Annotated in this window: 13 protein-coding genes; 11 read left to right on the top strand and 2 right to left on the bottom strand. The window is 45.3% G+C overall.

Annotation, left to right across the window (positions count from 1 at the left end; translation table 11 throughout):
- The first annotated feature begins 231 nt into the window (after positions 1-231).
- The 6 genes from QUB20_RS08640 (at position 232) to QUB20_RS08665 (ending at position 7,084) form a co-directional block, all read left to right on the top strand.
- Positions 232-1,092 (top strand): formate/nitrite transporter family protein, encoded by an 861-nt coding sequence (locus QUB20_RS08640; RefSeq protein WP_333240827.1) that lies wholly within the window; start codon positions 232-234, stop codon positions 1,090-1,092.
- Between the two features lie 93 nt (positions 1,093-1,185).
- Complete coding sequence (locus QUB20_RS08645) at positions 1,186-1,800, top strand: hypothetical protein (protein ID WP_333248150.1); 615 nt, start codon at positions 1,186-1,188, stop codon at positions 1,798-1,800.
- Positions 1,801-2,047: 247 nt separating this feature from the next.
- Positions 2,048-3,088 carry a hypothetical protein gene (locus QUB20_RS08650; protein ID WP_333248152.1) on the top strand — a complete coding sequence of 347 codons (1,041 nt, stop codon included), beginning with the start codon at positions 2,048-2,050 and terminating at the stop codon, positions 3,086-3,088.
- Between the two features lie 347 nt (positions 3,089-3,435).
- Positions 3,436-4,275, top strand: coding sequence for a hypothetical protein (locus tag QUB20_RS08655; protein WP_333240837.1), 840 nt, complete (start codon positions 3,436-3,438; stop codon positions 4,273-4,275).
- Between the two features lie 185 nt (positions 4,276-4,460).
- Positions 4,461-5,027: a DUF3611 family protein gene (locus QUB20_RS08660; protein ID WP_333053759.1), complete on the top strand. Its 567-nt coding sequence runs from the start codon at positions 4,461-4,463 to the stop codon at positions 5,025-5,027.
- Between the two features lie 425 nt (positions 5,028-5,452).
- Entirely contained in the window at positions 5,453-7,084 is a 1,632-nt protein-coding gene (locus tag QUB20_RS08665; protein WP_333248154.1) for an alpha-amylase family protein, read from the top strand.
- A 23-nt stretch (positions 7,085-7,107) separates the two neighbouring features.
- On the opposite strand, the gene QUB20_RS08670 is transcribed toward QUB20_RS08665, so the two are convergent.
- A complete protein-coding gene (locus tag QUB20_RS08670; protein WP_333248156.1) occupies positions 7,108-8,073 on the bottom strand; it encodes an S-layer homology domain-containing protein in 966 nt (321 codons plus the stop codon).
- 50 nt (positions 8,074-8,123) lie between these two features.
- Entirely contained in the window at positions 8,124-9,047 is a 924-nt protein-coding gene (locus QUB20_RS08675; RefSeq protein ID WP_333240847.1) for a DUF2382 domain-containing protein, read from the bottom strand.
- Positions 9,048-9,542: 495 nt separating this feature from the next.
- Here QUB20_RS08675 and QUB20_RS08680 point away from each other — a divergent pair, with 495 nt between their 5' ends.
- The 5 genes from QUB20_RS08680 to QUB20_RS08700 all read left to right on the top strand — a co-directional run bounded on the left by QUB20_RS08680 (position 9,543) and on the right by QUB20_RS08700 (position 14,494).
- Positions 9,543-10,154, top strand: coding sequence for a hypothetical protein (locus tag QUB20_RS08680; protein ID WP_333248158.1), 612 nt, complete (start codon positions 9,543-9,545; stop codon positions 10,152-10,154).
- A gap of 155 nt (positions 10,155-10,309) precedes the next feature.
- Positions 10,310-10,861: an SH3 domain-containing protein gene (locus QUB20_RS08685; RefSeq protein WP_333248160.1), complete on the top strand. Its 552-nt coding sequence runs from the start codon at positions 10,310-10,312 to the stop codon at positions 10,859-10,861.
- Positions 10,862-10,875: 14 nt separating this feature from the next.
- A complete protein-coding gene (locus QUB20_RS08690) occupies positions 10,876-11,997 on the top strand; it encodes a hypothetical protein (RefSeq protein ID WP_333248162.1) in 1,122 nt (373 codons plus the stop codon).
- Positions 11,998-12,167: 170 nt separating this feature from the next.
- Entirely contained in the window at positions 12,168-13,172 is a 1,005-nt protein-coding gene (locus QUB20_RS08695) for a mechanosensitive ion channel family protein (RefSeq protein WP_333248165.1), read from the top strand.
- Positions 13,169-14,494: a DUF2254 domain-containing protein gene (locus QUB20_RS08700; protein WP_333248167.1), complete on the top strand. Its 1,326-nt coding sequence runs from the start codon at positions 13,169-13,171 to the stop codon at positions 14,492-14,494. Before QUB20_RS08695 ends, QUB20_RS08700 begins: the two co-directional genes overlap by 4 nt.
- The last annotated feature ends 1 nt before the right edge of the window (position 14,495 follow it).

Here is a 14,495-nt window from a genome sequence, read left to right on the forward strand (position 1 = left end):
ATGGCAAAGATTGTGCAAAATTAAAGCAAATAGCGGAATATCTTACTTAAGATATATTGCTTTTACATTCAATTTTAAAATCACCAAACTTAAGATAGATGTTGCACAACTATTTTTTCTCTACAGACACTTTTTAGAAAAACCCAAAGCTCATTCTCAGGTTAGGCGCGTCGCTATTGTTTAGTTTGTATCCTGAGAACTACGAAGTTCATATAATTTAACAAGAGCGAGATGACACAAAATAGCGATCGAGCCAGCGAAGCAATAGAATTGCTGGGTCAACAAAAGTTGGAACTAAGCGATCGCGATCGTGAAGAGATCATTGAGCGCATCCGTCCCACTGCCTTAATCATTCACGAAACGATTAGGATTGAGGGTGAAAGTGAGTTGTTGCGTCCAGTTTCAGCCCTAGCTTGGTCTGGATTAGCCGCAGGACTATCTATGGGATTTTCCCTGGTGGCTCAAGGTGTACTCCAAGCAAATTTACCGCAGCAATCTTGGAGTTCCATCATTGTCAGCCTTGGGTACAGTATCGGCTTTGTCATTGTGGTGATGGGGCGTCAGCAGTTGTTCACTGAAAATACCCTGACTGTCATTCTGCCTTTGTTAAACGATCGCAGACGCAAAGTTTTTATGCGAGTGCTGCGATTATGGGGAATTGTGTTAGCCAGCAATTTGTTAGGTGCATTCATATTTGCCTCAATAGTTGCACAGGTTGGAGTCTTCCCGCCTGAAATTCAAACAGCGTTTGGCGAAATAGGTTTAAGAGTTATCGATGGAGGATTTTGGATAACTTTATTGCGGGCAATTTTTGCGGGTTGGTTAATTGCTTTAATGGTGTGGCTTCTCCCCGCCGCTGAGTCTTCCCAACTGTGGGTAATTGTTATCATCACTTCCCTGGTTGGGCTAGGTGAATTTCCTCATATTATTGCCGGATCGGTGGAAGTTTTCTATGCAGTGGCAATTAAAGCTGTTTCGTGGCCCGAATATTTTGGCAAATTCATGATACCTACTCTAATTGGTAATATTTTAGGCGGAGTTACCTTAGTCGCTGCCTTAAACCATGCCCAAGTTGCTCAAGATGACCTCTAGAAATTGATCTCACATAAACCACATAAAGGGCATGGAGAACCCCGATTTCTCTAAGAAGTCGGGGATGTGCGAGCTTAAGATAGAAGGAGATTGATGATGACTACAAACTGGCGTGGCTATCGAGTTGCAGCTTGGGTAGGACAGGCGTTATTAACAATAGCAGTAATAGGTGCTCTGAGTCAGGGAAAATGGCAAAATGCCTTGGGGTTAGCCTTATTCTTAGTAGCATCCCTGGCGTTTGTGGTGATGGTCGATCGCTTGCCAACGCTGTTTGATTTCCTGTTTGTGCTTGCTGCCTTACTCAACGCCGGAGGCTGGGTTTTCGGACTATTTTACCAACCGGGACTTTATGATGAAATTGTTCATGCTTTCACGACTTTTGCCGTGACTTTAGCATTTAGTTTTTTAGCATACAGTTCAATGCTGACTATTTTTCGCAACCATAAACTGCTGTACTTGCTAACAATAACCAGTTTTGGGATTGCGATTGGTGCTTTGTGGGAAGTTACCGAGTGGACGGCTGGTATTGTTCTCTCAACCGAAGTGATTGGGAGCCTGGATGATACGATTATTGATTTGATTATGGATAGTTTGGGAGCTGCAATAGCTGCCCTAACTAGCTTATGGACGTTGCAAGAATGGATGCGTCCCAGTGCGACAGTTGGGAATCAAGCATCTATCGCCAATAGTCCGAGCGATCGCACTTAACTGAACTGAAAGGAATATTATCATTTTTTCTTCAATCATCTTTCATCAGATAGATATTTTCTTATTGCCTCCGACAGATGGCAAGCTTTGGAGACTTGAGGTTAAATGGATATATAAGCAACATTTTGAAAGAATGTAGAACGTAGAACACAGACAATCGACCTTGAGCCAAAGTAAATTTTTAATAATTTAAATTTTCTTTTCACATTACTGCAAGAGGTTGGTTGTTGCGATTTAGGAGGATTTTATGAAAATAAAATCATTTTCAACGGCAATTGGACTGGTTCTGTTGGGTTCAACCATTTATTTACCGGAAATTGCCCTAGCTAGCGCCAAACCCTCTATCCAAGTAGCTCAACGAAGAGTAGTCGGCTCGGATATAGACAGTTTTACCGCGTATCCAGTACAGCGATTAGATCCGGGAACTCAACTCTTTTTCGTGCTGCGAGGAACCCCGTATTCTAGAGCTACCTTGACTATCCCAAATGCAGTGCAAAATCTGCCGATGCGGGAGGTTCAACCCGGAGTTTACGAGGCAAACTACATGATTCGCGAGGGCGATCGTATTTCCGAAAATACTGTTGTGCGGGCAAATTTGCAACAAGGCGATCGCATCAGTAGCACCCGCTTGCAACAACCTCTAGTTGCGGGTTATAGCGATCGGCGCTTTCAATCTTTGTCTATTAACCGCTTCAGTGCTCAACCAGTACAGCAGTTAGATCCGGGAACCACGCTCAATTTCAAATTGCTCGGCACTCCCAACGCTACAGCTAATTTCTCCATTGAAGGAGTTGCTTATAACATCCCCATGCGGGAAGAATCCAACGGCGTTTACACAGGGGAATATACGATCCGCAGCCAAGATTATTTCCCCCCTGCTGGTGCGGCGGTTACTGCTAGTTTGCAGTCGGGAAATCAAGTTATTCGTTCCCGTTTAGATCGAGAACTAATTGCTGGCGATGATGGCAGTTCCAACACTGCCGAAATCCCGCTAGAAATTATCACTCCCGAAGAAAATGCTCGCGTCAGCGGGACGGTTGAAGTGGAAGGACGCAGCGCCCCAAATGCGACAGTTAATGTCAACGTTCAGGCTACCTCTTCTGTGGCAGGTTTATTTGGAGTTGAACGAAATATCCTCGAACGCACAATTCGGGCGGATGAACAAGGTAAATTCAGCTTTGCTTTTAAGCCGACCATTTCTCTACCAGGAACCCGATACGAGGTGAATCTCACTTCTAGCAGAGGCGATCGCACCAGCGAAGAAACTTTGGTACTGTTTCAAAATTGAGCGGTGACTCGCGACTATTTGCCCGCGCAAAATCGGGCACACCTGACTAAATTTGAAAGATTCCATCAGGAGATATCTATGTATCAACTAAAAAATCCCTGAAAAAAAACGCCAGGGATATTACAAATCATCTCTGGCAGTTTATTAATCGGTATGCCAACCATGCCTCTTGTTGCATCAGCAAATCCTCAGATGAAACGACTAAATAGGATGGCAATTAAGGAGTTTTAAGAGTTCACCCTGACGGTCAAGTGTTTTTGAATTAGGCTATAAAAAAACCCGGTTTTAAACACAAATTCTGTAGCTTCATCAACAAAATAAACAGAAAAAATCAAGGAGGTTTTTCAATGGTTAATAATCGTTTGAACAATTACACTCAAAAGCTCTCGAATGCTAAGGGAGGAGCGATCGCCCTCGCACTAGCAGCTATCCTGCTTCCGGCTTGTACTACCCCACAGCGACAAGCAACGGCACCTGCACCTGCACCTGCAACACCCGGTACGGTTCCCACGACAACCGAGAATGTGGTTGATAAAACAGCACAACTGCTTGGCAAAACTGTGACCATCAGAAGCGAACCAGTCAAAAAATTGGGGCCATCGACCTTTACAGTTAGCGATAAGGAGTTTTTTAGCACCGAATCGATTTTGGTTGTCAATGCCACCGGCAAGCCTTTTGTGCTGCCGACTGAATCAGATCAAGAAGTTCAAGTAACAGGAACAGTTCGCAATTTTGTCCTTGCAGATATTGAGCGCGAGTACAAATTAGGCTTAGAGCCAAACTTGTACGCCGAGTACGAAAGTAAACCTACGATCGTTGCACAATCGATGGCGCTAGCCCCCACACCGGGGGAACTCACCTCAGACCCCCAAAAATACTACGGCAAGACACTGGCGGTGAGCGGTGAAGTCGAAAGCCTCAGAAGTCCAAACTCGTTCACCTTGGATGAAGAGAAATTAATTGGCGGAGAAGACTTGTTAGTGATACACACAGTTCCACAACCAAGCGTGCGAGAAGGTGAGAAGGTGGCTGTAACCGGCGTGCTGCGTTCGTTTGTCGTCGCTGAACTTGAGCGGGACTACGATCTGCAATGGGATTTGACCTTGAAGCAGAAGCTAGAAGCCGAGTATACCAACAAACCTGTCTTAGTTGCTACAGGAGTATATCCGTCAGCCATTCCTCAGTAACCAATACACCTCTCTCATAACTACTGCGGGGAGTAGGGGTTAGGCATCCTGTCCTGCCCTTAACCGAGTTTTCTGCAGAAGTCTAATAGCTAACCACCAGGCGATCGCTTGCGACAGGAAGACAAGCAGAACCTCTTTCTTACCTCGTTTATTTTGATGCTCAATTCAGCAATAAGGTGGATATAATGAATCAACCAGAATCCGTGCCGCAACCGCTGACCCAAAGCGAATTCGTCGCAACTTTTCGCTTGTTTAGTAGATTTAGCTTCTGGATACAGTTATTCTTGGGTGCTGTTTCCGGCATTGTTTTATTATTTGCTATGTTGGGTCGCAACATGGGCGAACAAACCAATAATGCAGGTATTGGTTTCGGGGTAGTTTTAGCAATAGTGGGCCTGTTATTGCTGGCGTTTAGAATATTTTGGGATTTTCGCTATCGGCTTTTAGGCCGACTTTTGCACGCCGAAAATTCCCAGGTATATCCCAGCAAAGAACATATTACTCACACCTTACGGATTGGATTAGTTTCTAGTTTGGTGGGGGTATTAATCGCGTTTGTCGCATCTGAAGAAACAGTGGCTGTAGTCCTAGCAAAAACTCTGAGTCAACCGCAAGCGCTCGCAGCTTATACGCCAGAAAATGTGATTCGTTCTCTAGATATTTTTGTGACGATGGCCAACGTCAATCTGATTGGCGCTCACTTTTTTGGAGCTGTTACTTCTCTTGGGTTACTCAATTGGGTAGAAGAGTAGTTGGCACCATGGGCGATCGCTAAAGGCAAACACAACTCCTATGCCGTCAGGACTTACAAGGGCTGACCGATTTAACTAAGGTTGGGAATTTTGCACTGTCTTGGCGAAAGAAAGCGAAGACAGTGGAGCTACAACCTCAACAAGTTGGCTATTGGCATGAACATCTAATCGGAAATTGGTAGCGATCGCTCCTGCTAATGGTAGTCAGTCTGAGCAACCGTTTTTTTTTCGTAATTGATTTATTATAGTGACAGATATTTCATCGAGCTTGAGATGGATAGATTTTGAATCTGGACAAACATAACTTAGGCTCATCTTCCGAAAGATGAGCTATACCCGTGGCATTCAGCTTCCTAAATGGCCCTGTGACCGGGTTTCTGAACAAAGCCATTTCCAACAGTTTCTCTATTAAGAAATTTACTGCAATGAAAGACCTCTGGTATAAAAACGCAATTGTCTACTCCCTCGATGTTGAAACCTTCATGGACTCGGACGGGGATGGTGTCGGCGACTTTCATGGACTGATCAACCGTCTAGACTATTTATCCGCGCTAGGAATTACTTGTTTGTGGTTGCTGCCGTTTTATCCTTCCCCTAACCGGGACAATGGTTACGACGTGATGGATTACTACAACATTGATCCGCGACTGGGAACCCTGGGAGATTTTGTCGAGTTCATGCACCAAGCAAGGGAACGAGGAATTCGCGTGCTGATCGATATGGTAGTAAATCATACGTCCAATCAGCATCCTTGGTTTGTGGCGGCTAAAAGCGATAAAAATTCCAAGTATCGCGATTACTACGTGTGGTCAGAAAATCCACCCAAAACTGATCCAGAACAACTGATATTTCCCGATGTCGAGGACAGTATTTGGGAGTACGATGAACAAGCAAAAGCTTACTATTTGCATCACTTCTATAAAGAACAGCCAGATTTGAATATTGGCAATCCGGCTGTACGAGAAGAAATATGCAAAATTATGGGTTTCTGGCTAGAACTGGGCGTGTCTGGATTTCGCATTGATGCTGTTCCGTTTTTAATTGAAGGAATTGGCATCGAAGGTGCAGACCCCGAAAAGCTGCGAGGTTTCTTGGAAGAAATGAGAGATTTTGTGTCATCGCGTCAGGGTGATGCTGTGTTGCTGGCAGAAGCAAATGTCGATCGCGAGCAAATTTCTATCTACTTTGCTAAGGGCGACAGAATGCACATTCTGTTCAACTTTTTGCTGAACCAGCATCTGTTTTTGGCCCTGGCGCGTCAAGAATCCACAGCATTGCGCGAGGGACTAAAAACCTTACCGGATATTCCTGATATTTGTCAGTGGCTTAATTTTGTGCGCCACCATGATGAACTGACGCTAGACCGCATTACTTCATCGGAACGAGAGGAAATTTTTGCAGCGTTTGCCCCTGAGAAAACTATGCAAATTTTCGGGCGCGGGATTCGTCGTCGCTTACCACCGATGATGGGAGGAGATCGCCGCCGGATTGAACTGGTCTACAGTTTGCTTTTCACCCTGCCGGGTACACCCATGCTGCGCTATGGCGAAGAAATTGGCATGGGCGATGACCTTTCGCTGGAAGGTCGAGACAGCGTGCGGACGGTGATGCAATGGTCAGATGCAGCGAATGGTGGCTTCTCGACGGCTGCAACTGATACTCTTGCCAGACCTGCGATCGCCACGGGAGAATATGGTTACAAACAAGTCAATGTCGTCGCAGCGCAGCGCGATCCTGGCTCATTAATTAACTGGATGGAACGTGCAATCAGCATCCGCAAGCAATGTCCTGAGTTGGGTAGGGGCAAGTGGCACCTTCTGGAAACCGACTCTCCCTCGGTGTTAGCCCACTGCTGCGACTGGGAAGGCAGGACGGTGATTGCTGTCCACAATCTCGCCGACAAGCCTTGTACCGGTACACTGAAATCTAACGAATACAGCAATCTGTGCGATTTATTTGGCGATCGGCTGTATGAATCTCTCGATGCCGACTCGCCATCTATTCCCTTGAAAGCCTACGGCTATCGCTGGTTTCGAGTCAATCGAATCCAGGGGTAAAAAAGTTAAACTTGATGGCAGAACTAGCGACGTGGGCTCGTAGGAATGTACTTAGCACTATCCTTGTCGGGAAGCGGTTCTATCTGACCTTGATTGACCAAAGCTTGATGAATTAGGGCAGTAGCACTACCGCGACTCAGCAACTCGTTCGGATTAAGAGCTCTCGGATCTGGATAGTTGACCACTATCTTTGCCTTTGTCGCTGCTGCCACGGGTTCAACCGCATATTTAGGAAGTTTCTCGGCATCTTTATAGTACGAATTGAGAAAATCTAATGCCGAATTTTTAGCAGGCGCAGTTGCAGCTTTTGTCGTTGTTGGTGGAACAGTTTTAGCCGATTTAGGTGTGGGGGCAGCCGCAGGCTGCAGCCTTGCGACTACAGGTAATAACGGCTGCATCAAAACAGTCGCTGCGAGGGGAAATGCCAAACGGTTCCTAGCAATTCGACGTTTATTTACTGGAGTTGGGCTTGCTGGAGTTGCAGCAGCTCGATCGGTTTTGACAACAGGGGGATTGTAATCCATATTTAAACCCCTCATTAACACAACTAATGCTTGTGCCTTAGTCAAGGACTGCTTCGGACGAAACTCATTTCCGGGAAAATCATTCATAAATCCCGTTTCATAAGCTTCTTGAATCGGAGTTTCTGCCCAGTAGTTTTTAGGCACATCCTTAAAGTAACTTCCACTCGGTATCTTTCTAACGCTGGCTCGATTAAAAGCTTGGCGGATCATCGCCGAAAATTCATCCCGATCCACAGCCTGTTTGGGTCTAAAAGTTCCGTCTAGATATCCGGTAACAATCTCTTTTTCAGCTAAGGAATCAATAAACGGACGCGCCCAGTAATTCGGCGGTACATCAGGAAATTTCGATTTAGCTTGTTGAGCAGCAACTTGCTGGGAAGTTAGCACAAAGCCAGTGCCACTGACACTAATTGCTAAAGCTAAAAAGGCTACGCTGATTGACGGTAAATGCCTGCGATTAGTCATGATAAATTTCCTCCTGATTTTTGCATTTTTAACGATACTATTTGGCTGAGTTAAAGCGGATTACGTTTTTTTCTATCCGATTCCCATTCTGTTTTTACAACATCTAACTCTTCGCGACGTACTGTGTCTGTTGCCTCAACCGTATCTTGCTCAACTTCTTTTCTGATTTGCACTTCCTCGCGCACGAACGCTTGCTTTTTGATATTGACGGTTTCTTCGTAGATTTCCAAATGTGCCATTTCTTCTTGATTGAAAGCGGTATCTGGAGTTACGCGACTCCCTACATATTCGGGAGTTGTGTGCTCAATCACAACTCGCTCTTTTTCTACAGGAACTTCCAGTTGTACCGTTTTGGTCTCAACTTGTTTGCCAATTATTACCTCGCCTGTTTTGCGACGGGTTTTATCTGCAACTAATCGTTCTTCGTACAGTTTGAGTTTTTGATGATCCTGTTCGTTCATCTGATACAATTGGGGCTCTCGCTCGTAAGTATAGGTATCCCGGTCATAAGCAGGATTACTAGCTTGAGGCAAGACAGAATGCGTTGTAGAAACTGGAACGGGTGCTTCTAAAGGTAATGATGCTTCTACTGGTACAGACGCTTCTACTGTTGAAGTTCGATAAATACCCCGCACTTGTTCTTCATAATCGTAATCAACTGCCATCCCATGCTCATACCTGGGTAGTTTTTCCACTTGGTCTTTACTCCGCAAACCTGTAGCGTAAACACGCCGCCCATTAAAATCAATGTGACAAAGAGCGATGGGAAGTAAAACTTTTTTGTCAAAAATCCAAGAACCAGTCTCTACCACAAAATAGCGGCAACGTCCTGTCTCATCTACCAGCACAGTATCGATCGTGCCAATTTTATCATCGGTACTTCCGCCATACACCTCCAGCCCTTTGATATCGTCGTCATCAAAAGCGGCTTGGCGGTAGTTGGGATTAAAATCCTCAATTTTGTAAAGTAACATTGTTATTTCCTGTACTATCTAGATCAACTTGTGTACCTACTTTAGATAGATATCAGTTCTAATACTTCCTTCTTATGAATGATTCAGCAAATTGAGAATCATCAAAAGAGCGATTTTTTTTTATATTTTTCTATCTTTAGGTAGATGAATTTATCTCTCCCCTACTGATTGTGATAAATTTATCTAATTATTCGTAGGTTGGGTTGAGCCAACTTACAACCTTTATGCCAAAATATCTCACAAGGATTTCTCAGGTTTTATTATCACTTCAACTACGCGAGAGCCTACAAAATTAAGGAAATTTCTAACTAGCTGCTGGGGTTTTTTCTGGATGAGATTTCGCTCATAAATCGAAATTACTACTTTCGATCGTTAAAATCATCAAATAAGAAAATATTATGCCCCTCGGTAGATATTCTAGTAATACTTATTAAGTAAAATTAAACTACAAGCAACGGAAAACAAGTAACAACGTAACGCAGGGGTTAATCTTTTATGACTTATCCAGATCGATCGGGCAGTGAACTCACTGAGCCTACAATCGTCAATCCGCTGGTGGATTACCACGATCAAGTGAGGTGGGGGCCAATTTTGGCAGGAATTGCGATCGCTCTGGGTACTCAACTAATTTTAAGCGCTTTGGCAATGGCGATCGGATTAACCGCAGGTGCAACAGGCGCGGATGCAGGTTCCGTTGGTATTGGGGTCGTAATTTGGTCGATTATCAGTTTGCTGATTTCCCTTTTTTTAGGCGGTTGGGTGATGGCTCAAAGCTGCGGCCCGATGACCAAGAAAACAGCATTTTTGAATGCAGCAATTCTTTGGGGAGCTACATTAGCACTTAGTGCTTGGTTATTAGGAAGCGGGATATCGGGTGCTGTTGGCGCTGCGGCTGCTAATGCTGGAGAAATTGCCAATCAAGTACAACAACAGGGCGGCGTTAATATACCCAATCAAGCCCAGAATGTAGGCCCAAATCAAGTTCGCGATCTAGCTGGTAATACAGCTAAAGCTACTTGGTCATTTCTACTTGGCTCTTTGCTGAGTTTGGCAGCGGCAATGATGGGTGGTGCTGTTGGCGCTCGCAAACCTCGCGTTTATGCTTGATTAGCGATGATAAAACCTGAAAATTTAACAAGCACAGGAGGGAGTCGAATTATTTTATACCATTGGGATGATGATTCATGCTTTCTTGGAGAAGATGAACAAGCTAAAAACCTTTTCTAAGGTTTTGGCATAGAGATTTAAAAGGAGATAAAGCGATGCAACAGCAGAGTATCTGGCAAAAATATACCAGGTTAACAAGTTCGATCTTGTTAACGGCAACGGTATTAGTTGCTCCCTCGTTCGCCGCTAATACAAATCAAAAACAGATTCAAGGTGACTATCTACTAGCGCAAGCTTCAGACAACTGTCGCCAGGTTATTGCGAGGAATGGTCTTAATGTTCGGCGACAACCGACGGCTAACAGCGAAGCGGTTGGCATTATCGGTTCCGCACGAAATGTGACGATTCAAAGTCTTGGTGAGAATGGCTGGGTACCAATTACAGCCCCGCTACAAGGCTACGTATATGGTGGTTTTCTCGGAGCGTGTGAAGCCGCAACCGCCCCGCCTCCTACTAACTGCCGCCAAGTTGCAGCCGTCAGAGGAATTAACGTACATCAAGCACCTTCCACTGATGGGGAAAGGGTTGGAGTCGTCGCGGATGGACGAAGAGTGACGATTGAAAGTATAGGAACGGATGGTTGGGTGCCGATTACAGTGCCTCTGAGAGGCTACGTCCAAGCTGAAAACCTGGCGTATTGTAGTTAATTGAAAAAACAGTGATGGATGACCAATCAAACCTAAAAAAAGAAACTAATTCACAGCAAAAACCTGGTTTGTTAAATTTCATTGCCGAGACAACAGAATCTGCACTGAATACAGGCAAAGCGGTTGTTGATACAGCAGTTGATTGGGGGGAAGCTGCTGCTAAACAAACTTATCGATTGATTGGACAAGCGACGCAAGGAACCGGAGATGCGGTAACTTATGTTGGCAATCTTCCCTTTGTTAAACAAGTGGCGGGGGTACTCAGGCTTGATTGGTTAGTTGGGGTCAGCGATCGCATCGACTTAGCCAAAGCCGAAGCTCAAGTCAATGAACTCCAACAAAAGTATCCCAATGAATATCCCAGCGAAATTGCCCATCGCATTATGGTGGAAAAAGCGATTCAAGCCGGTGGTGTCGGATTTGCTAGCAGCATTTTACCCGGTGTCGCGGCTGCACTGCTGGCGATCGATTTAGCCGCAACTACTGCGATTCAAACCGAAATGGTTTATGAAATTGCCGCCGCCTATGGGATGGATTTGCAACAGCCAGCCCGAAAAGGCGAGGTTTTGGCAATTTTTGGGTTAGCGCTAGGCGGTAGCAACGCAATGAGAGCTGGTTTGGGCTTTTTACGCAACGTACCGCTGGCTGGCGCGATGATTGGTGCGAGTACGAATGCTACGATGCTGTACGCGCTGGGATATGCGGCGCGCCAGTTTTACGAAGCCAAAGTGAGGGAAGATACTGAAGAACCTGGAACCGAAACGCTGCAAGCAATTCAGCAACAAAGCGAGAAATATCTTGATGTGGCGATCGCCCAGCAAGCAGGGATGGATCAAATTATGGTTCACATGATTTTGGCAAGTTATCCCAACAAAAACTGGGAAGATATTCTGCCAGAATTGAAGGAATTGCAATTAAATGCCGATTCTCTCAAAAGGATTGCTGCTAACATCAAGTCCCCTCAACCATTGGGTGCATTGTTAGAGCAACTTAACCCGGACTTTGCAGTACCGCTATTAGCTCAATGCCGTCGCATTGCCGAAAATAGCGGAGAGGTTTCTGAAGCAGAACAGAGGGTGCTGGATGCGATCGCACAAAAACTCAACGGTCAAGATATGGCATCGATATCCACTTGAAAAAAATTGTTGGTGCGTTAGCTTTCTGCGTAACGAACCATCCCCAATATTTACTGTGGCTGTGTAAGTCCTAAATTAGCCTCACGTTAAAGTAATCTACAGCCTTAAGATAGAGTTTGACATGGCTAATTTCACTACTATCAATAACGACTGATGCAAGAGGAACTTTTATGACAGCAGAAATATCTGGAGTCTGGGACAAGATTGAGAGCATGATCAATGACTTCATTGTCCTGCTGCCTAATATGATACTAGCGTTCATTGTTTTCGCAATCTTTTTCTTTGTTGGGAGGTCAATTAAGAGAGCGGTCAGGCGGCTTACTCGCAACCACCGCCAATCCCGGAATTTGGGACTGGTTTTGGGAAGGTTAGCGCAGGGTATTACTGTTTTGGTGGGTCTGTTTATTGCCTTGTCGATTGTAATTCCTACATTTAGAGCAGGCGATTTGGTGCAACTGCTTGGAATTAGCGGGGTAGCGATTGGTTTTGCCTTTCGCGATATCTTACAAAACTTCCTAGCTGGTATCCTAATTCTGTTGACGGAACCGTTCCAAATCGATGACCAGATTGTGTTTAAAAACTTTGAGGGAACGGTAGAAAATATTGAAACTCGCGCTACAACAATCCGAACCTATGATGGTCGCCGGATTGTAGTTCCCAATGCGGAATTGTTCACCAATTCTGTTACTGTGAATACCGCCTTTGAGAAACGCCGGATGGAATACGACGTTGGTATCGGCTACGGCGATGATATTCACCGAGCCAAACAGTTAATGATGGAAGCTCTGCAGAGTGTGGATGAGGTTTTGGATGATCCTGCTCCTGACGTGCTGCTGATGGAACTTGCAGGAAGTACCGTCAATATCCGCGCTCGATGGTGGATTGCTCCGCCGCGACGAATTGACGATTTGCGATCGCGGGACAAGGTACTTTCTGCGATTAAGGAAAAGCTGACTGCTAATGGCATCGACTTGCCCTTTCCTACGCAGCAAATTTTGTTTCACGACCAAACCGAAGAGACGGATGGCGATCGCAAACGTCAACGCGAAGGATGGCCCGCTGGTAATCGCGAAGTTCCCAAACCCCGCAGCATCAGCGGTTCTCTGCGACAACTAATTGAACAGCGATCGCAATCTGACGGCAACGGACAATCGCCACCCCACCACAACTCATGAAAAATGTCAAGTTAAGCAAAATTTGGGACTCGCTCCACTCTAGCTACTGGTTTATCCCAACCTTGATGGCGCTGGGGTCGATGATTTTGGCGATCGCAATGCTGACAATTGACCGCACGGGTAATATACCAAACTGGAGGTGGATTTACACGGGTGGAGCCGATGGTGCGCGAGCGGTTCTTTCATCGGTTGCCGGTTCAATGATCAGCGTTGTTGCTACAGCTTTTTCTATTACTATTGTGGCCCTTCAGTTGGCGAGCTCCAATTTTGGGCCCCGATTGCTGCGTAGTTTTATGCAGGATACGGGCAATCAAATCGTGCTTGGCACTTTCATTGCTACGTTTATTTACTGTTTACTCGTACTGCGAACCATTCATGCAGAAGGAGAAGGATACAGTCTCTTTGTACCCCAACTCTCGGTTACAGTTGGTACCGGATTGGCAATTGCCAGTATCGGCGTACTGATTTACTTTATCCATCACGCATCAACCATTATTCAAGCCTCCCATGTAATTACTCAGGTTAGTGGCGATTTAGACAAAGCTCTAGATCGTCTGTTTCCCGAAAAAATCGGAGAAGGTAAAGCGAACAACTCGCGACGAGTGGGAGAAATTCCGGCAAATTTTGACTCGGAAGCAAGTCCAATCAAAGCCACTGGCGAGGGTTATTTGCAAGGAATCGATGACAAGGAATTAATGAAAATTGCCCGTCAGTACAATCTGCTTGTAAGTCTTACAACTCGACCGGGAAAGTTTATCGTCAAGGGCAGCGATGTAGCGATGGTTTCCCCGCACAAACAGGTGAATCAAAGCCTGAAACAACAGATTAACGATGCTTTTATTCTGGGCAAAGAACGGACTGAATATCAAGATGTAGAATTTCCTATCGATCAGTTAGTTGAAATTGCCTTGCGTGCGATTTCTCCTGGTATCAACGATCCGTTTACTGCGATTCGGTGTATCGATCGACTCAGCGCCGGATTATCCCGCCTCGCTCAAAGGGATTTTCCCTCCCCCTATCGCTACGACGATGAACATAATTTGCGCGTCATTGTTGAAGGAGTGACGTTTGAAGGCTTAGTCGATACTGCATTTAACCAAATTCGCCAGTACAGTAAATCAGATGTGGCGGTAACAATTCGCTTATTGGAAGCTATAGCTTGCATCGCCACTTACACCCGCAATTCCCAACAACGAGAAGCTTTACGCCGTCACGCGGAGATGATTTTAAATAGTAGCCGCGAACAAATCTCTCAGGAGCAAGACCAGAAAGATGTGCAAGAACGGTATCACCAAGTCATTAAAGCTTTAGGAGAGGATTAAT

The sequence above is a fragment of the Microcoleus sp. B4-C2 genome (assembly GCF_036705265.1).
Taxonomy (GTDB): domain Bacteria; phylum Cyanobacteriota; class Cyanobacteriia; order Cyanobacteriales; family Microcoleaceae; genus Microcoleus.

Bases quoted from the DNA above. Each gene is read 5' to 3' on its own strand.
- QUB20_RS08680 (WP_333248158.1), top strand. From the start codon at position 9,543: ATGACTTATCCAGATCGATCGGGCAGTGAACTCACTGAGCCTACAATC.
- QUB20_RS08650 (WP_333248152.1), top strand. From the start codon at position 2,048: ATGAAAATAAAATCATTTTCAACGGCAATTGGACTGGTTCTGTTGGGT.
- QUB20_RS08700 (WP_333248167.1), top strand. From the start codon at position 13,169: ATGAAAAATGTCAAGTTAAGCAAAATTTGGGACTCGCTCCACTCTAGC.
- QUB20_RS08695 (WP_333248165.1), top strand. From the start codon at position 12,168: ATGACAGCAGAAATATCTGGAGTCTGGGACAAGATTGAGAGCATGATC.
- QUB20_RS08655 (WP_333240837.1), top strand. From the start codon at position 3,436: ATGGTTAATAATCGTTTGAACAATTACACTCAAAAGCTCTCGAATGCT.
- QUB20_RS08660 (WP_333053759.1), top strand. From the start codon at position 4,461: ATGAATCAACCAGAATCCGTGCCGCAACCGCTGACCCAAAGCGAATTC.
- QUB20_RS08645 (WP_333248150.1), top strand. From the start codon at position 1,186: ATGATGACTACAAACTGGCGTGGCTATCGAGTTGCAGCTTGGGTAGGA.
- QUB20_RS08685 (WP_333248160.1), top strand. From the start codon at position 10,310: ATGCAACAGCAGAGTATCTGGCAAAAATATACCAGGTTAACAAGTTCG.
- QUB20_RS08670 (WP_333248156.1), bottom strand. From the start codon at position 8,073: ATGACTAATCGCAGGCATTTACCGTCAATCAGCGTAGCCTTTTTAGCT.
- QUB20_RS08675 (WP_333240847.1), bottom strand. From the start codon at position 9,047: ATGTTACTTTACAAAATTGAGGATTTTAATCCCAACTACCGCCAAGCC.
- QUB20_RS08665 (WP_333248154.1), top strand. From the start codon at position 5,453: ATGAAAGACCTCTGGTATAAAAACGCAATTGTCTACTCCCTCGATGTT.
- QUB20_RS08640 (WP_333240827.1), top strand. From the start codon at position 232: ATGACACAAAATAGCGATCGAGCCAGCGAAGCAATAGAATTGCTGGGT.
- QUB20_RS08690 (WP_333248162.1), top strand. From the start codon at position 10,876: ATGGATGACCAATCAAACCTAAAAAAAGAAACTAATTCACAGCAAAAA.